Source organism: Pseudomonas sp. GD03842, assembly GCF_029841165.1.
Classification (GTDB): domain Bacteria; phylum Pseudomonadota; class Gammaproteobacteria; order Pseudomonadales; family Pseudomonadaceae; genus Aquipseudomonas.
On the sequence record NZ_JAOCEA010000010.1, the window covers coordinates 49,241 to 66,812 of the forward strand.

Annotated in this window: 14 protein-coding genes, 3 tRNA genes and 2 pseudogenes; 8 read left to right on the forward strand and 11 right to left on the reverse strand. The window is 59.9% G+C overall.

Annotated features, from left to right (window positions below):
- Positions 1 to 13: 13 nt before the first annotated feature.
- The 11 genes and pseudogenes from N5D61_RS15395 to N5D61_RS15445 form a co-directional block, all read right to left on the reverse strand.
- Entirely contained in the window at positions 14 to 784 is a 771-nt protein-coding gene (locus N5D61_RS15395; protein WP_108240247.1) for a 3-hydroxybutyrate dehydrogenase, read from the reverse strand.
- A gap of 10 nt (positions 785 to 794) precedes the next feature.
- A complete protein-coding gene (locus N5D61_RS15400; RefSeq protein WP_279893431.1) occupies positions 795 to 2,186 on the reverse strand; it encodes a GntP family permease in 1,392 nt (463 codons plus the stop codon).
- 275 nt (positions 2,187 to 2,461) lie between these two features.
- The gene (locus N5D61_RS15405) at positions 2,462 to 3,880 is read right to left on the reverse strand and encodes a sigma 54-interacting transcriptional regulator (protein WP_108240245.1); all 1,419 of its coding nucleotides are present in this window, start codon (positions 3,878 to 3,880) and stop codon (positions 2,462 to 2,464) included.
- Positions 3,881 to 3,941: 61 nt separating this feature from the next.
- The gene (locus tag N5D61_RS15410) at positions 3,942 to 5,525 is read right to left on the reverse strand and encodes an ABC transporter ATP-binding protein (protein ID WP_279893432.1); all 1,584 of its coding nucleotides are present in this window, start codon (positions 5,523 to 5,525) and stop codon (positions 3,942 to 3,944) included.
- A 1-nt stretch (position 5,526) separates the two neighbouring features.
- On the reverse strand, positions 5,527 to 6,549 hold the full coding sequence (locus N5D61_RS15415; protein WP_108240243.1) for an ABC transporter permease: 1,023 nt from the start codon (positions 6,547 to 6,549) through the stop codon (positions 5,527 to 5,529).
- A complete protein-coding gene (locus N5D61_RS15420) occupies positions 6,549 to 7,613 on the reverse strand; it encodes a microcin C ABC transporter permease YejB (protein ID WP_108240242.1) in 1,065 nt (354 codons plus the stop codon). Before N5D61_RS15420 ends, N5D61_RS15415 begins: the two co-directional genes overlap by 1 nt.
- On the reverse strand, positions 7,613 to 9,481 hold the full coding sequence (locus N5D61_RS15425; RefSeq protein ID WP_279893433.1) for an extracellular solute-binding protein: 1,869 nt from the start codon (positions 9,479 to 9,481) through the stop codon (positions 7,613 to 7,615). Before N5D61_RS15425 ends, N5D61_RS15420 begins: the two co-directional genes overlap by 1 nt.
- A gap of 329 nt (positions 9,482 to 9,810) precedes the next feature.
- A pseudogene (locus N5D61_RS15430) lies at positions 9,811 to 10,098 on the reverse strand (peptidylprolyl isomerase); the annotation flags it as partial.
- Positions 10,099 to 10,251: 153 nt separating this feature from the next.
- A complete protein-coding gene (locus tag N5D61_RS15435; RefSeq protein WP_279893434.1) occupies positions 10,252 to 11,337 on the reverse strand; it encodes a 3-deoxy-7-phosphoheptulonate synthase in 1,086 nt (361 codons plus the stop codon).
- Positions 11,338 to 11,378: 41 nt separating this feature from the next.
- On the reverse strand, positions 11,379 to 11,528 hold the full coding sequence (locus tag N5D61_RS15440; RefSeq protein WP_177411133.1) for a hypothetical protein: 150 nt from the start codon (positions 11,526 to 11,528) through the stop codon (positions 11,379 to 11,381).
- 457 nt (positions 11,529 to 11,985) lie between these two features.
- Positions 11,986 to 12,219, reverse strand: a complete 234-nt coding sequence (locus N5D61_RS15445) for a DNA-binding protein (protein ID WP_108240238.1) — start codon at positions 12,217 to 12,219, stop codon at positions 11,986 to 11,988.
- An 82-nt stretch (positions 12,220 to 12,301) separates the two neighbouring features.
- Here N5D61_RS15445 and N5D61_RS15450 point away from each other — a divergent pair, with 82 nt between their 5' ends.
- The 8 genes and pseudogenes from N5D61_RS15450 to N5D61_RS15485 form a co-directional block, all read left to right on the forward strand.
- Positions 12,302 to 12,646, forward strand: a complete 345-nt coding sequence (locus N5D61_RS15450) for a helix-turn-helix transcriptional regulator (RefSeq protein WP_108240237.1) — start codon at positions 12,302 to 12,304, stop codon at positions 12,644 to 12,646.
- 203 nt (positions 12,647 to 12,849) lie between these two features.
- Positions 12,850 to 13,494, forward strand: a complete 645-nt coding sequence (gene uvrY, locus N5D61_RS15455) for a UvrY/SirA/GacA family response regulator transcription factor (protein ID WP_108240236.1) — start codon at positions 12,850 to 12,852, stop codon at positions 13,492 to 13,494.
- Position 13,495: 1 nt separating this feature from the next.
- Positions 13,496 to 15,319: an excinuclease ABC subunit UvrC gene (uvrC, locus tag N5D61_RS15460; RefSeq protein ID WP_108240267.1), complete on the forward strand. Its 1,824-nt coding sequence runs from the start codon at positions 13,496 to 13,498 to the stop codon at positions 15,317 to 15,319.
- Positions 15,320 to 15,351: 32 nt separating this feature from the next.
- Positions 15,352 to 15,903: a CDP-diacylglycerol--glycerol-3-phosphate 3-phosphatidyltransferase gene (gene pgsA / locus N5D61_RS15465; RefSeq protein WP_279893435.1), complete on the forward strand. Its 552-nt coding sequence runs from the start codon at positions 15,352 to 15,354 to the stop codon at positions 15,901 to 15,903.
- Positions 15,904 to 16,147: 244 nt separating this feature from the next.
- Positions 16,148 to 16,223: transfer RNA gene (locus N5D61_RS15470), tRNA-Gly, on the forward strand.
- A gap of 45 nt (positions 16,224 to 16,268) precedes the next feature.
- Positions 16,269 to 16,342: transfer RNA gene (locus N5D61_RS15475), tRNA-Cys, on the forward strand.
- Between the two features lie 182 nt (positions 16,343 to 16,524).
- A tRNA-Leu gene (locus N5D61_RS15480) sits at positions 16,525 to 16,611 on the forward strand.
- 758 nt (positions 16,612 to 17,369) lie between these two features.
- A pseudogene (locus N5D61_RS15485) lies at positions 17,370 to 17,447 on the forward strand (DUF6021 family protein); the annotation flags it as partial.
- Positions 17,448 to 17,572 lie beyond the last annotated feature (125 nt).

Sequence of the window (17,572 nt, forward strand, 5' to 3'; positions counted from 1 at the left end):
CTGAAGCGGGCGGTCAGCGTGCCAGCCATCCGCCATCGATGTTCCATGCCGCGCCACGGACTTGCGCACCGGCCTCGCTGCACAAAAACAGCGTCAGCTCGCCCAATTGACTTGGGGTCACGAAATCCAGAGAAGGCTGCTTTTCGGCGAGCAGGTCATGCTTGGCCTGCTCGGCATTCCCGGTTTGCGCGGCCCGGTCATCGATCTGTTTCTGAACCAGGGGCGTCAGCACCCAGCCGGGGCAGATGGCGTTGCAGGTGATCGGGCTGGTCGCTGTTTCCAGACCGACCACCTTGGTCAGGCCGATGACGCCGTGCTTGGCGGCGACGTACGCGGCCTTGCCGGTGGACCCCACCAGCCCATGTACCGAGGCGATGTTGACGATCCGCCCCCAGCCCTTGGTCCGCATGCCCGGCAGGCACAGGCGGGTGCTGTGGAAAACCGAAGACAGGTTGATGGCGATGATTTTGTCCCAGGTGTCCACGGGGAAGTCTTCGACCGCATCGACGTGTTGAATGCCGGCATTGTTCACCAAAATATCCACCCCCCCGAAGGTGCGCTCGGCGTAGGCGATCATGTCGGCGATTTGCGCCACGTCGCTGACATCCGCGGGATGATGGCCGACCTTGCCGCCGTACTGCTTGACCTCTTCGACCACTGCCGATGCATCGCCGAAGCCGTTCAGCACCAGGTTGGCGCCTGCCTTGGCCAGCGTCAGGGCGATGCCCAGGCCAATGCCGCTGGTGGAGCCGGTGACCAGTGCGGTTTTGCCTTGCAGACTCATGTTCGATTCCTCATACGATGCCAGTTGCGTAGAACGTCGCAATCACCACGAAGACCGCCAGGGTCTTGATGATCGTGATGCCGAAAATGTCTTTGTACGCCTCGCGGTGGGTCAGGCCGGTGACCGCGAGCAGGGTGATCACCGCACCGTTGTGAGGCAGGGTGTCCATGCCGCCGCTGGCCATGGCGGCCACTCGATGCAGCACGTCCAGTGGAATATTGGCGGCGTGGGCGGCGACGATGAAGCTGTCGGACATGGCCGCCAGGGCGATACTCATCCCACCGGAGGCCGAGCCCGTGATGCCCGCCAGCAGGGTAACGGTGATCGCTTCGTTGACCAGCGGGTTGGGGATGGATTTCAGCCAGTCCGCCAGCACCAGAAAGCCTGGCAGCGATGCAATGACGGCACCGAAGCCATATTCGGAGGCGGTGTTCATGGCCGCCAGCAGCGCGCCGCTGACGGCACCCTTGCTGCCTTCGGCGAGTTTCGACTTCACCGCGCTGAAAGCAAATATCAGCACGAAGACGATGCCCACCAGCAACGCCGCCTCTACCGCCCAGATGGCTGTGATCTTGGCGATGTCGGTGGTGACTGGCGTCGCCATTCCCGGCAGTGCCAGCGCATGGGTCTTGCCGTACCACTGCGGAATCCACTGGGTGAACAGCAGATTCATCACGCCCACCAGCAACAGAGGCGCCAGCGCGATCCAAGGGTTGGGCAAGCGAATGTCTTCAGGGGTGTCAGGCTCGTTCCGCAATTCGGTGCCATAGCCTTCTCCAGCGCGCTGGGCCTTGTTGCGCTGGCGTTGGAGAAACAGCATGCCTGCGCAGAACACGAACGCCGTGCCAATGAGCCCCAGCCAAGGCGCGGCCCACGCGGTGGTGTTGAAAAAAGTGGAGGGAATGATGTTCTGAATCTGTGGCGTGCCCGGCACCGCGTCCATGGTGAAGGAAAACGCGCCCAGCGCGATCGTGGCCGGTATCAGTCGTTTTGGGATATCGCTCTGGCGGAACATCTCCGCCGCGAACGGGTAAACGGCGAACACCACGACAAATAACGAAACTCCGCCGTAGGTCAGCAGGGCGCACACCAATACGATGACCAGCATGGCCTGGCGGGTTCCGAGCACCTTGATCGCAGCGGCAACAATGGACCGGGAAAACCCTGAGAGCTCAATCAGCTTGCCGAACACAGCGCCCAGCAGAAACACCGGGAAGTACAGTTTGACGAAGCCCACCATCTTGTCCATGAACACGCCGGTGAAGGCTGGGGCTACAGCGGAAGGATCCGTGAGCAGCACGGCGCCCAGCGCAGCAATCGGGGCGAAGAGGATGACGCTGTAACCCCGGTAGGCAGCCAGCATCAGCAGCGCGAGGGCTGCCAGAGCGATGATCACACTCATCGAGTGTCTCCTGTTGTTTTTGTTATGGATGCGGTCGAGCCGCGTGAGTACGTCATAGCTATTTCTGTGCCATCAGGCCAACACACTGATTTGTAAGGGAAAATCTGATCAGCCGGGAAAAATGCCGAAGGGCTTTGTCTCGATTTGGAGACGCTGCCCCGGCACGCGGCGGGATTGGGTGAGCTTGGTAGCAAGTCGAGGGGCTTGAAAGACCGATGAGCCGGGCATAGGGGGCGAGTCACCGCGCTGTCTACAAAAGGAGACAGGTCATCCCATTAATGAGATTCGGCGATTCCCAGGGCTGACATTTTCTTGTAGAGGGTAGAGCGACCCAGCCCGAGCTGGCGGGCGGCGAGTACCACGTTGCCTTGGCATTCGGCCAGCTTGGCCTGAATCAACTCACGGTCGAACCGCTCGCGGGCTTCACTGTACGTTTCGTTCGGCACGGCAGCCACATGAGCCGTTGGCATGGAGGGCTGAGGCGGAATGAGGGTACCAATCGCAGCGCGTATGTCTGCGACCGTCAGGTGCGAATGTTCACTGAGCAAGGCGGCTCGCTCCAGCACGTTGCGCAGTTCACGAATGTTCCCTGGCCAACAGTGTTGAGCAAGGGTATCCAAGGCCTCTTGCGTCAGTTCGTGTTGGCTGCGCAGCTCTTCCAGGATCACTTCGGTCAGCGCCGGCAAATCGTCCAGCCGTTCGCGCAGCGGCGGGACTTCGATGGGCAGGACATTGAGGCGGTAATACAGATCGGCGCGAAACTCGCCGCGCTTGATTGCCGCTTGAAGGTCCGTGGAGGTCGCGGCGATCAATCGCACATCGCTTTTGATCATTTCGTTGGAGCCGACAGGTTCGTATTCCTTCTCCTGCAGGACCCTCAGCAGTTTGCTCTGCAGCGGCAACGGCATGTCGCCGATTTCATCAAGGAACAGGGTTCCGCCTTCGGCCAGAAAAAGCTTGCCCTGCCGGCCCCGTCGGTCGGCCCCGGTGAACGCGCCAGGGGCGGTTCCGAAGAACTCGGCTTCGAGCAGGGTCTCCGGAATGGCGGCACTGTTGACGCTGACGAAGGGCTTGTGGGCGCGGGGGGAGGTGTTGTGAATGGCATGGGCGAGCAATTCCTTGCCCGTACCGGTTTCCCCCAGCAGCAGGACGGGCGATTCGGCACTGGCACTGCGGCGGGCGCGACGCTTGACCTCCAGGCTCGCGGCGCTGGTGCCGATGAAGTGCGCAAAGCTGTACTTGGCTTGACGGGCCCGCAGCAACGAGCGAGTGGAGGCCAGTTCCTGCTGCATGCTCAGGTAGCGTTTGAGCAGCGGCGACAACGCATGCAACTCATCGAACAGGGCAAAACCGATGGCGCCGATCACCCCGCCAACGTCGTCGTGGATCGGCAGGCGCATGACCACCAGCGGGTCCTTGGCGGTGTCCATCATGTCCAGCAGAATCGGCTGCCCATTGGTGGCCACCTGCCGCAGCAAGCTGCCGGGAATCACTTTTTCGCATGGCTGGCCCACCGCACGGCTGGCGTCCTCGAGGCCGAAGCGCCTGGCGTAGCGTTCGTTGATCCAGACAATCCGCGCCTCTTTGTCGACGATGACCGTGCCTTCGCTGGACTGCTCGATGATTTCGAACAGCGAACGGATCGCCAGTCGACGCACGCGGCGGTAGTCCTTCAGGCTGTCACTGTCTTTCATGCACTGTTCCGATGTCTCCATCTCGGCATCTGGCCGCACAGACTGCTGTTAGGTGCTGCTCTCAGTTGAACCCTGGGTGTGCCGCCGCCAGCAACTCCCGCGTGTAGGGGTGCTGGGGTGCGTCGAACACGTCATGGCTGGCACCCCGCTCGACCACCTTGCCATCCTTGACCACGATCAGGTCATGGGCCAACGCCCGGACCACGGCCAGATCGTGGCTGATGAACAGGTACGTCAGGCCGTGTTTTTCCTGCAACTGGCGCAACAAGGCCACGACCTGTTTCTGCACGGTGCGGTCCAGCGCAGACGTGGGTTCGTCGAGCAGAATCAAGGCAGGTTTGAGCACAAGGGCACGGGCGATGGCGATGCGTTGCCGCTGCCCGCCGGAAAATTCATGGGGATAGCGGTGCCGACTCAGGGGGTCGATCCCGACTTCCTCCAGCACGCGAACGACTTCGGCCTCACAACACACCTTGTCCAGTTCACTGTGCACCTCCAGTCCCTCGCTGATGATCTGCGCCACCGACATGCGCGGGCTGAGACTGCCATAAGGGTCCTGAAACACCACCTGCATCTGCTTGCGCCACGGGCGCATTTGCTTGGGATTGAGGTGGTCCAGTGCATGACCCTTGAACCGAATACTGCCACGGGATTCCAGCAAGCGCAGGATGGCCTGACCAAGTGTCGATTTTCCAGAGCCCGATTCGCCGACGATACCGAGGGTCTTGCCCCGCTCGATGCTCAGGCTGATGTCGTCCACCGCCTTGAGGTATTCGACATGGCGATTGAAAATGCCGCTGCCCAGGGAAAACCAGACCCGCAGGTTGTCCACTTCAAGGACCTTTTCCCGAGTGTCGCGCGGCAAGGGTTCACCTGCCGGTTCAGCGTCCAGCAGCAGACGGCTATAGGGATGCTGCGGGTTTTTGAACAGGCTCTGGCAGTTCGACTGCTCGACGATTTCACCCGCGCGCATCACACAGACTCTCTGGGCGATGCTATGCACCAGATTGAGATCGTGACTGATCAGCAACAGGGACATGTTCAGGCGTTGCTGCAGGGCCTTGAGCAGCAGAAGGATTTTGCGCTGGACCGTGACGTCCAGCGCGGTGGTGGGCTCGTCGGCGATCAACAATTCGGGCTCGCAGGCCAGGGCCATGGCGATCATCACCCGCTGGCGCTGGCCGCCCGACAATTCGTGGGGGTAGGCTTTCAAACGCTTTGCCGGGTGCTGAATACCGACCATCTCCAGCAGTTCGAGAATGCGTGCCTGCGCTGCCTTGCCGCTCAGCCCTTTGTGCAGCAGCAGGGTTTCACCGATCTGCTTGGCCACCGTATGCAAGGGGTTGAGCGAGGTCATCGGCTCCTGAAAGATCATGCCGATCTGGTTGCCCCGGATCTGGCGCAGCAACTTGCCGTCGGCTCCCAGCAATTCCTGCCCGCGGTAACGAATGCTGCCTGTGCTGACCGTCCCGGTCTGGGGCAGCAGTTGCAGGATCGAATGGGCAGTGACCGATTTACCCGAGCCCGATTCGCCGACCAACGCGAGGCACTGCCCTGCAGGGATGTCCAGGCTCAGGTGTTTGACGACCGTATTGCCGTTGAACGAGACCGACAGATCACGGATTTCAATCAGGTTTTCAGTCATGTCAGGACCTCGGATCGAAGGCGTCACGCAACGCCTCGCCAATGAACACCAGCAACGAAAGAATCAACGCCAGGGTGAAGAACGCCGTGAAACCCAACCACGGGGCCTGCAGGTTCTGCTTGCCTTGACTGATCAGCTCCCCCAGCGACGCGCTTCCCGCCGGCATGCCGAACCCGAGAAAATCCAGCGCCGTGAGTGTTGAAATGGCCCCGGTCAGAATGAAGGGCAGGTAGCTCAATGTGGCATTCATGGCGTTGGGCAGGATGTGCCGCAGGATCACCTTGCGGTCATCAAGGCCCAGCGCCCGCGCGGCCTTGACGTATTCCAGATTGCGACCCCGAAGGAATTCGGCACGCACCACGTCCACCAGCGCCAGCCACGAAAACAGCGCCATGATGCCCAGCAGCCACCAGAAGTTGGGCTCGACGAAGCCGGACAGGATGATCAGCAGGTACAACACCGGCAGCCCGGACCAGACTTCCAGCAGGCGCTGCCCGAGCAAGTCCACCCAACCCCCGTAATAGCCCTGCAGCGCGCCAGCCGCGATGCCGATCAGCGCGCTGATCGCGGTCAGGGCGAGGGCGAAGAGGATCGAGACGCGGGCGCCATAGATCACCCGCGCCAACACGTCGCGCGCCTGGTCATCGGTACCGAGCCAGTTGATGTCGGACGGTGGGCTGGGGGCCGGCTTGTTCAAATCGTAATTGGGCGTGTCTTCACTGAATGGGATGGGCGGGAACAGCATCCAGCCGTCGCCCTTGCTGATCAGTTGGCGCACGTAATCGCTGCGGTAGTCCGGCTGGAAAGGCAATTGCCCGCCGAAGGCTTGCTCGGTGTAGCGTTTGAAGGCAGGAAAGTAGAGTTGGTGTTGGTAGCTGAGCACCAGCGGTTTGTCGTTGGCGATCAGCTCCCCGCACAGGCTGATGACGAACAGGCCACAAAACAGCCACAGCGACCACCAACCACGGCGATTGTTGCGGAAACGCTCGAAGCGTCGGCGAGCCACCGGAGACAGTCTGCGCATCACGCATTCCTCGCGCTGAAGTCGATGCGGGGGTCGACCAGGGTGTAGCAGATGTCACCGACCAGTTTGATCAGCAGGCCGAACAGGGTAAAGATGAACAGCGAGCCGAACACCACGGGGTAATCCCGGGACACCGCCGCTTCGTAACTCATGCGCCCCAGCCCGTCGAGGGAGAAGATCACTTCGATCAGCAACGACCCGGCGAAGAACACGCTGATGAACGCCTGAGGTATGCCTGCCACCACCAACAGCATGGCGTTGCGGAACACATGACCGTAGAGCACGCGGCGTTCACTCAGGCCCTTGGCCCGCGCGGTCACCACGTATTGTCTCGTCACCTCATTGAGGAAGGAGTTCTTGGTGAGAATGGTCAGCGTCGCGAACCCGCCGATCACCAGCGACGCCACCGGCAGGACCAGGTGCCAGAAGTAATCGGCGACCTTGCCCAGCGGGCTCATCTGGTCGAAGTTTTCCGACACCAGGCCGCGAACCGGGAACCAACTGAGTGAAGTGCCCCCGGCGAACAGCACCACCAGCAGCATGGCGAACAGGAAAGCCGGCATCGCATACCCGATGACGATGGCGGTGCTGCTCCAGATGTCGAAATGGCTGCCGTGCTTGACAGCCTTGCGGATACCCAGCGGAATCGACACCAGGTAGGTGATCAGCGTTGCCCATAGGCCCAAGGAGATCGAAACGGGCATCTTTTGCAGGATCAGGTCAGTCACCTTGGCCCCGCGGAAGAAACTGTTGCCGAAATCCAGCCGTGCGTAGTGGCTCAACATCAGCCACAGACGCTCGTGCAAGGGTTTGTCGAAGCCGTACTGATGCTCGATCTCCTTGATCAGCTTCGGGTCCAGGCCACGGCTGGCGCGGGACTGGCCGGTGTTCATGGTTTCCGTATGACCGGCACCGATGGTGCCACCCGCCACGCCCTGCAATTTGGCGATGGCCTGCTCCACGGGCCCTCCAGGGGCCGCCTGGACGATGAAAAAGTTCACCAGCAGGATGGCGAACAGCGTCGGGATGATCAGCAGCAGACGCCGCATCAGGTAGCCGAGCATCACTTGATCTCCCAAGGCAGGGCCGATGCGCCTCGCTGACGCGTGAACTGATCGGTGGTCAGCGCCTGAGGGCTCAGCTCCCACCAGGTATCGATCGCCTCACTGTTGGCAGCCTGCGTGCGGGGAATGCCGAAGCGATTCCACCAGACCGTGGACGAGCCGGGCGGGTAATAATTGGGGATCCAGTAAAACCCCCATTGCAGGGTTCGATCCAGCGCGTGGGCGTAATCAATCATCGCCGATTTGCTGTCGGCTTTGGCCAGTCCTTCGATCAGGCTGTCGATGGCGGGATCGCGCAGCACCATGTAATTGCTGGAGCCGGGGTCGCGAGCGACTTTCGATCCGAAGTTGTTGTACAACTCCATGCCCGGGGAGGTCGACACGCCGTAGCCGGTGACGATCATGTCGTAGTCCCTCGCCATCACCCGGTTCAGATACTGGGCCGAGTCGATGCGCCGGATCTCGAAGCCAACGCCGATCTGCGCCAGGTTGCGCTTGTAGGGCAACAGGATTTTTTCGAAGCCGCTTTGCCCATTGAGGAAGGTGAAACTCAGCGGCTCGCCGGCCGCATTGACCAGTTTGTCGCCTTTGGGCATCCAACCGGCTTCTTCCAGCAACCCCAGCGCCTGAAGTTGCTTGTCACGGATGAAGCCGCTGCCATCGGTTTTTGGCGTATGGAACACTTGGGTGAACACTTCCGGCGGAACTTGACCCCGCAAGGGTTCCAGGATTTTCAGTTCGGATTCGCTGGGCAACTGGGTCGCCGCCAGTTCGCTGTTGGAAAAATAGCTGTTCTGGCGCACGTAGCCGTTGCGCATCATCTGCTTGTTGGTCCATTCGAAGTCCCAGAGCATCGCCAACGCCTGGCGCACCCGGCGGTCCTGAAATTTTGGCCGATCCAGGTTGAACACGAAGCCCTGAGAACTCTGCACCGCGCCGGGCGCCAGTTGTGCGCGTTGCAGCCGACCCTCGGTCAATGCCGGGCTGTCATAACGCACGGCGTAGCCGGTGGCTGAATATTCGCGGTTGTAGTCATACCCGCCGCCCAGCAACACTTGGCGGGCCACGTCCGTGTCGCCGAAGTACTCGACGCTGAAATGATCGAAGTTATACATCCCGCGGCTGACGGGCAGGTCCCTGGCCCACCACTCGGGGTTGCGCTCGAACGTGATACTGCGGCCCGGGTCGACCTTACCGATGCGGTAGGGGCCACTGCCGACCGGGATGTCGAAACCGCCGCCGTTGGCGAAATCCCGGCCTTTCCAGTCGTGTTCCGGAAACACTGGCAGAGAAGCGAGATCGAGGGGCAGGGTACGGCTTTCGCTGCTTTTGAAGACGAAACGAATCGTGGTGGGCGATTCGACCTCGACCTGCTGTACGTCGCCGAACTCGGTGCGATAGGAGAGGCTGCCCTGGGTCATCAACAGGTTGTACGTGAAGCGCACGTCCTCGGCGGTGATGGCCGTTCCGTCGGAGAAGGTGGCTTTGGGGTTCAGATAGAAACGCAGCGAGAGCCCATCCGGCGCACGTTCCATTTTTTCGGCAATCAGGCCATAGACCGTGTACGGCTCGTCCAGGGACCTGACCGCCAGCGGTGAATAAAGAAGACCGTTGACTTGCGATACACCCGTGCCTTTGTCGATGTACGGCATGATGTGGTCGAACTGACCGATTTCCTGCGCAGAGCGACGCATGCTGCCGCCTTTTGGGGCATCGGGGTTCACGTAATCGAAATGTTTGAAATCCGCGGGGTAGCGAGGGGCTTCGCCATAGACGGTCAAGGCGTGCTGTGGTGCGGCGGACAAGGATTGAAAACCCGAAAGCAGGATCAGTGTGGCAGCCAGCAGCGACGAAAAAACAAAACGCATTACACGAATCCTGACTGACGTTGCGCGCAACATCAGGGTTGAAGGTCTTGAGCCGACGATTGCCGCCCGCTCCATGGGTTTTCCATTTGTTGTTGTGCGTTACCTCCGGTGGCAAGGTACCGGAATCCCGTGATCTTTGTCACCGTATGGCCGCGGTCGTCGGTCAGGTCCCTTGCTGGATCAGGCACTGCAAGGAAGGCCATGCTTGACTGCCGTCGGCGGTTGAAAGCCAAGCAAGTTCTCTGCCGGAATCGATTGGACACCGGCTTATTTCGGACAAAACAAAACGGCCCGCCTAAGCGAGCCGTCTGGGTCAGTCAGCCGGAACCTCAGTCCTGGCGGCTGGTGACCTCGAGCAAGTGGTAGCCGAATTGGGTTTTCACCGGACCTTGAACCACATTGACCGGGGCGCTGAACACCACCGTATCGAATTCCTTGACCATCTGGCCGGGACCGAACGAGCCCAGATCGCCTCCTTGGCGGCTCGAGGGGCAGCTGGAGTTGGCGCGGGCGACCTCGGCGAAGTCAGCTCCGTTTTCGATTTGGGTTTTGAGCTCCTGGCATTTCTCTTCGCTGGAAACAAGGATGTGGCGGGCAGTGGCTTTGGCCATGGAAAGGTACTCCTGATAAAGAGATGAAAGCCTACCGGATTAAGGTCGGGTTTTCCCGCGGAAAGTTCCGACGGATTCCCCTTCAGGGCGATCATCATCGGCGATCCCCTGAAGGAATAAAGAGAGACCAGCGTTTAGCCAGCACCTTGTGACCGTCGATTATCGGTAGCGCAGCCTGTCGACGGCGTCGCGCAACAGTCGCTCTGTGCCGTCCCAGCCCAGGCAGCCGTCCGTCACGGAGACGCCGTAACGCAACGACTCGCTCAACGGCTGGCAACCCTCGAACAAGTGGCTCTCCAGCATCATGCCGATCAGGGTTTGATTCCCTGCCAGGCGTTGCTGCAACACATCGTTGAAGACGTGAGGCTGGCGCAGTGGATCCTTGCCGCTGTTGGCGTGGCTGCAATCGACCATGATGCGCGCCGCGATGCGTTGTTTATCGAGGCTGGCGTTGACTCGCTCGATGCTCTGCGCATCGTAGTTGGGTCCGCCATGGCCGCCCCGCAGCACAATGTGGGTGTCCGGGTTGCCAGAGGTTTCGATGACCGCAGGGTGCCCGTGGGCGTCGACCCCGAAATGACGGTGGGCGTGAGCGGCAGCGCGTATCGCGTCACAGGCCACTGCAACGCCGCCGTCGGTGCCGTTCTTGAACCCGATCGGCAAAGCCAGGCCGCTGGCCATTTCGCGGTGAATCTGTGATTCGGTGGTGCGCGCGCCGATGGCGGCCCAGCTCAGCAAGTCATCGAAATACCCGGCGGCCATCGGCTGCAGCAGTTCGGTCGCGATCGGCAACCCCAGGCCGACCATCTCGCGCATCAGGGTGCGGGACAGTGTCAGCCCCCCGATCATGTCGTCGCTGCCATCCAGGCGGGGATCGTAGGCCAGCCCTTTCCAGCCTACCGTGGTACGCGGTTTTTCAACGTAGGCGCGCATGACCAGCAGCATCTGATCGCTGACGTCGGTGGCCAGGTTGGCCAGCCGTTCGGCGTACTCAAGGGCGGATAGCGGGTCGTGAAGGGAGCAAGGGCCAACGACGACCAGTAGGCGACTGTCTTCGCCATTGAGGATGGCGCGCACCGATTGCCGGTGACGAGCGATCTGCTGGGTCAATTCAGACGTCAACGGCAACTGGTGTTTGAGCGCCATGGTACTGGGCAGACGAAGCGGGGCAGGGTGGGTGTCCATCAACCTGACTGGGCTGTCTGGCAGGTTGGACAAGGCTTTTGCGGCGACGGATGAGTTCATGTGCAAGGCTTCCTGGTCGGCGGGCGTTTTCCCGCGCGGACCTACTGGGGTGTTCGACAAAGGGTCGTGAGCGTCAATGCTGATTCGCCACCGTTGAGTGACCGATCGGAGGCGGCAGGCTGTCCCGAACGGAGGTTGCTAAATCGCCAGTCAAAGCCGAGGTCGCTGCGGTAATAGGTGATGACGTTCATGTGAGGGCTCCTTGAGTCGTAACGGTGTTCGGTGTGTTCAGGCCAGAAAAACAAAACCCCCGATCGGGAGGCCGACCGGGGGTTAGAGTGTTCTCTGGTGGCGTCCCTTTGATCGCGGGCGCCGTTTGGGTATCAGGCGCGCCAGTGGCTAAACCAATACCCATAAAAATAGGAAGCGGGAGAGCGATCCGAACCGCCCTTGCACGCAGTCAGGACCGCCACCTGACGCGAGGCGTCGGCAGGGTTCACAGGCTGTGGAAGGATGGAAAGGAACATGGTCTGTCTCCGTTGAATGACGGGGAGCTTACTTCACGCTGCTGCATCCGGGCAATTGGAAATTTCGATGACCTCGATCGATCGGTGCGAGGGCGCTCCGAAGGGTCGGCAGCGTGAACGGTTTCATCCGCCCGCGACATCATGACGAAAAAATGTTTATCGCAGACTGGCCAGTCTACGCTCAGTCAGCCGATGGCTCGCTCTCTGCCACGGGCGCTGTCGGGATGATTCCGATTTTCATGCCAAGAAGCACCGCGACCTTGTGGGATTCGCCACGTCGGCCCTTCTTCCGGCCGGAAAGGATCTGGTAAGTAGTGGCCGGATCGACGCTGTTTTCCCGAGCAAACTCTTGAACAGATTTGCCCTGTTGTTCCAGCCAGGCCTTGGCTTGTGCTGCGGTGCGTATTCCGGGCATAGTTCAAAACCGTTCAAGTCTGTTTAAATTTATCGGGATTCTACCATTCGTAAGGATGGGGTCAATAAGGTTACGCATTCAAATGAGTGGAATTGGTGCCCGTCTTAGGGAAGAACGCGAACGCTTGGGGCTTTCACAACGAGCGTTTGGAGAAATTGGCGGTGTTGAGCCCAATGCTCAGGGTAAATATGAAAGTGGCGACCGCACGCCCAAAGCCGACTACCTGGCGGCCGTGGCCGCCAAAGGTGTCGACGTCCTGTATGTCCTGACCGGCGCGCGCACACCGATGCCGATCGATAACCTGAGTGAAGTGGAGGAATGGGTATTGGGCAGCTACCGAACGCTGGTCAAAGAGGATCAGGATGCCATTCGGCGCCTGACGACGACGCTGGCCGAGTACAAAGCCAGTTATACAGCCGATAAATGAACCGGGTAGGAGGGCCGCGGGTCTAGGGCGCCGGGCAGCGCCGGTGGAGATTTTTTGCAGGTTCCGAGGTTGGTAGTGGTAGCGTGACGTTATCTCTACACACCCTCTGTCATGGTCAGACGACCGATGTCGCGCTAGGTCATGCACTTTCTTTTTGTTAAGGTGGCGATCTTTCGTCATAAAACGTTCCGCGAGGTGTCTGCTTGATTAGGGTGCTGGTTGTCGATGACCATGATCTGGTTCGGACAGGTATCACGCGGATGCTGGCTGACATCGACGGTCTTCAGGTGGTCGGGGAGGCCGACTCGGGCGAAGAATCCTTGAAAAAGGCTCGCGAGCTCAAGCCTGACGTCATCCTGATGGACGTGAAGATGCCTGGCATAGGAGGGCTGGAGGCCACGCGCAAACTGATGCGCAGCCATCCCGACATGAAGGTGGTCGCCGTCACGGTGTGCGAGGAAGATCCGTTCCCGACCCGCCTGCTGCAAGCGGGGGCGGCTGGCTACATGACCAAAGGTGCGGGGCTGACGGAAATGGTCCAGGCCATCCGCCTGGTGTTTGCCGGTCAGCGCTATATCAGCCCGCAGATCGCCCAGCAATTGGCCTTGAAATCCTTTCAGCCCCAGACCAGCCAATCCCCCTTCGATCTGCTCTCCGAAAGGGAAATCCAGATTGCCTTGATGATCGTCGGGTGTCAGAAGGTGCAGACCATTTCCGACAAGCTGTGTCTGTCGCCCAAGACCGTCAATACCTACCGTTATCGTATCTTCGAGAAATTGTCGATCGGCAGTGACGTCGAGCTTGCCTTGCTCGCCGTGCGTCACGGCATGGTCGATGCCAGCGCCTGAAATGAATCCATCGTTCGATCCCAGTGCCTTTCTGGCCACCTGCAGCGGCCGACCCGGCGTGTATCGCATGTTCGACACGGAGGGGCGGCTGCTCTACGTGGGCAAGGCCAAGAACCTCAAGAAACGCCTGGCCAGTTACTTTCGCAAGACCGGCCATGCGCCGAAAACCAGCGCGCTGGTTGGCCGCATTTCCCACGTTGAGACCACCATCACCGCCAACGAAACGGAAGCCCTGCTGCTTGAGCAGACGTTGATCAAGGAATCACGGCCGCCGTATAACATTCTGTTGCGCGACGACAAGTCTTATCCTTACGTGCACCTGTCGGACGGCGCATTTCCGCGTCTGAGCATTCACCGCGGGGCGAAGAAGGCCAAAGGTCGGTATTTCGGCCCTTACCCCAGTGCCGGGGCCATTCGCGAAAGCCTGAGCATCCTGCAAAAGACCTTTCACGTGCGCCAGTGCGAGGACAGTTTCTACAAAAACCGCACGCGGCCGTGCCTGCAGTACCAGATCAAGCGCTGTAAGGGACCTTGCGTGGGCCTTGTGGAGCCTGAGATTTACGCCGAGGACGTGCGTCACTCGGTGATGTTTCTCGAGGGGCGAAGCAATGCCCTGAGCGATGAACTCAATGCGCTCATGGAGAAGGCCGCGATGGCCCTGGATTTCGAACATGCCGCCGAGTTGCGCGACCAGATCGGCCTGCTGCGGCGCGTTCAGGATCAACAAAGCATGGAAGGCGGGACGGGGGATGTCGATGTGGTCGCGGCGTTCGTCAATCCGGGGGGCGCTTGTGTTCACCTGATCAGCGTGCGTGGAGGCCGGGTGCTGGGGAGCAAGAATTTCTTCCCTCAGGTCGGTATCGAAGAGGAGGTCGGCGAAGTGATGTCGGCTTTCCTCGCGCAGTACTTTTTAGGCGGGGGTGAGCGCGAGTTGCCGGGGGAAGTGATCGTCAACGTCGTCAATGAGGACTTTCCTGCGTTGATCGAAGCGATCGAGAACTCCCGTGGTCGTGAAATCACCATCAGTCACCGAGTGCGCGGCACCCGGGCGCGCTGGCAGCAACTGGCCGTCACTAACGCCGAGCAAGCGCTCGCTGCGCGCCTCGCCAACCGTCAACACGTCGCCGCGCGGTTCGATGCGCTGGCCGAGGTCCTCAAACTCGACGAGCCGCCTCAGCGATTGGAGTGCTACGACATCAGCCATTCCAGCGGCGAAGCGACCGTTGCGTCATGCGTGGTCTTCGGCCCCGAGGGCCCGATCAAGTCGGATTACCGTCGGTACAATATTGAAGGTGTCACGGCCGGCGACGACTATGCAGCGATGCATCAGGCGCTGACCCGGCGCTTCGGTAAGATCAAGGACGGCGAAGGCAAACTTCCGGATATCCTGTTGGTGGACGGTGGCAAAGGCCAATTGAACATGGCGCGGGAAGTCATGAATGAACTGGCCATACCTGATCTGATCCTGCTGGGTGTGGCGAAGGGGACCACACGCAAGGCGGGTTTCGAAACGTTGTACCTCAATGAGGCGGCCAATGAGTTCACTTTGCGTGGCGATTCTCCAGCGTTGCACCTGATCCAGCAGATTCGCGATGAGGCGCACCGTTTTGCGATCACGGGGCACCGCGCGCGCCGCGGTAAAACCCGCCGCACGTCGACGCTGGAAGGGGTAGCCGGGGTCGGTCCGACGCGGCGTCGCGATCTGTTGAAGCATTTCGGCGGCCTGCAGGAGCTGTCCCGCGCCAGCATCGAGGAAATCGCCAAGGCACCTGGAATCAGCAAAAAGCTTGCAGAGTCGATTTATGCAAGCTTGCACAGCGAGTAGAATGCCCGTTCACCTTGTAGCCAGTTGTGCCGATGAACATCCCTAATCTGATCACCGTTTTACGTGTCCTGCTGATTCCGATCTTCATTCTGCTGTTTTATCTGCCGTACCACTGGAGCTACCTTGCGGCCAGTTCGGTATTCGCACTCGCGGCCGCGACCGACTGGCTTGATGGCTACCTGGCGCGTCGCCTGCAGCAGAGCACGCCCTTCGGTGCCTTTCTCGACCCTGTTGCCGACAAGCTGATGGTAGCCGTGGCGCTGGTGCTGTTGGTGCAGGTCCACGCCAATTTCTGGCTGACGCTGCCCGCAGCGGTGATCATCGGCCGCGAAATCGTGATCTCTGCCTTGCGCGAATGGATGGCCGAGCTGGGCGCGCGTGCTCAAGTCGCCGTTTCGAACCTCGGCAAATGGAAGACAGCAGCGCAGATGCTTGCATTGGTGATCCTGCTCGCCAACCCGCCTGCCTTTACGTTCTGGGTGGTGTTGGGTTATGTGCTACTGATGGTCGCGGCAGGGCTCACGTTGTGGTCGATGATCCAATATTTGCGGGCGGCCTGGCCGCATTTGAAGACAACGGCGTAGTCGTCGTGGATCAATTGCCCCCTCAAGCGTTCAATTAAGGGGCATTTTCCCCTGCGCCGTGCGTAAAGGCTCCTACCATGAACCATGGGCGTCGTTGCCTCGAGGTCGCCGCCGCAGCGGGGCTGGATAATGGCGCAAAGGGCAGTGTGCTTTCAGGCGGCGCGCAGTAGGGGCCCATAATAAGTATTTTTAAATCAAGGGGTTGACGGGGTCATTTGAATCTATAGAATGGCGCCCACACCAAGCGGGAATAGCTCAGTTGGTAGAGCACGACCTTGCCAAGGTCGGGGTCGCGAGTTCGAGTCTCGTTTCCCGCTCCAGTTTGTATGCATTGAGCGCTAGCGGTTAGAGCGTTGAATGTTTGAGGCCGAGTAGCAAAATGGTTATGCCGCGGATTGCAAATCCGTTTACGCCGGTTCGATTCCGACCTCGGCCTCCACTATAAACAAGCTCTGTAGATCCATGATTTACAGAGCTTTTTTATTTTTGAGTCTGTAGATTTTTTTAGACGTATCCAGCAATGTTTCACGCTTGCGTCGCAGGGAGGGGATGTATATATTCCCAGCTCTTGCGGGTTCAGCAGTCGACAAATGTCGAACCGGCTGAATCCATTTGCAACATGCCCTGATGGTGAAATTGGTAGACACACCGGACTTAAAATCCGTCGTCCGAAAGGATGTGCCGGTTCGACTCCGGCTCGGGGCACCATCTTTCAAACAGGGATTGCAGCGTGCAGTCCTTGTTTCTCCTCTCTCTACTTCGGCCTGTTGAAAGCGCTCGACCTCTTTAGCGGGTTTCCGAGTTTTACCTTATTGCTCAACCTCAAAATCAACTGTCGTGGCGGCTCCCATGGCTTTGCCCACCCACGGGGCGGACTGACGATAGGTTGCATCGAAAGCATCCAGGGGACTGCTCCACAGCCGACCCATCAGTCACGATCAGTACCGATGATTTCTCGCCAGAAAACGCTGTGAACTCCTGATAATCCGCAGAATCAATCAATCCATCTCGACCCCATGGAGTGCTGTGAAATGGATGAAGAACTGGATTTTGCCACTGACCTGCAATTTTTCGGCTGTGCAGTGCTGATTGTGTTCTGTGCCGGTTTGCTCTGGGCAATCATTTAAGCGCCGCGAGCGGGGATGATGCAGGATTTGCCCGCTCGTCGATCCCATCGCACTCTCGGCGATATCGTCATTCCGATGTGTATGCGCGATAGACCGCGTGTCACGTGGGAGAATGATATGAGCATCGATAACAATGGACCTAAAGCTGCCTATCCCGGCCCGGGTGAGCCGAACGCCGATACCGGCGAAGGGCACGGCTCGGGCCTGGAGCAAGCGGCGTCCGAGCCGAAACAGGGGGGCGAGCGCCCCGTCGACTGGAATCCACCCCCTGGCAACCCGGGGTCGGATCAGGACTCGCAGGTCGAACGGGAAAACGGCACGGCGAATACTGGCAGTGGCGTGGATGATGAGCTGGGTTTCGATCCTGACTCTCCCGATGTGTCGGATCCTCAAGTGGATCCGCTGCATCCTGCCCGCACCAGCAATGACCCCGTTTCTCGCGAAGCGGTGCCCGGAAAAGTCCCTGAATAGGAACTGGTTTCGGCAGTCCCAAGCCCGGCTTTCGCAGCCGGGCTTTTCTTTGCGCGCCGCGATCAGCGCCG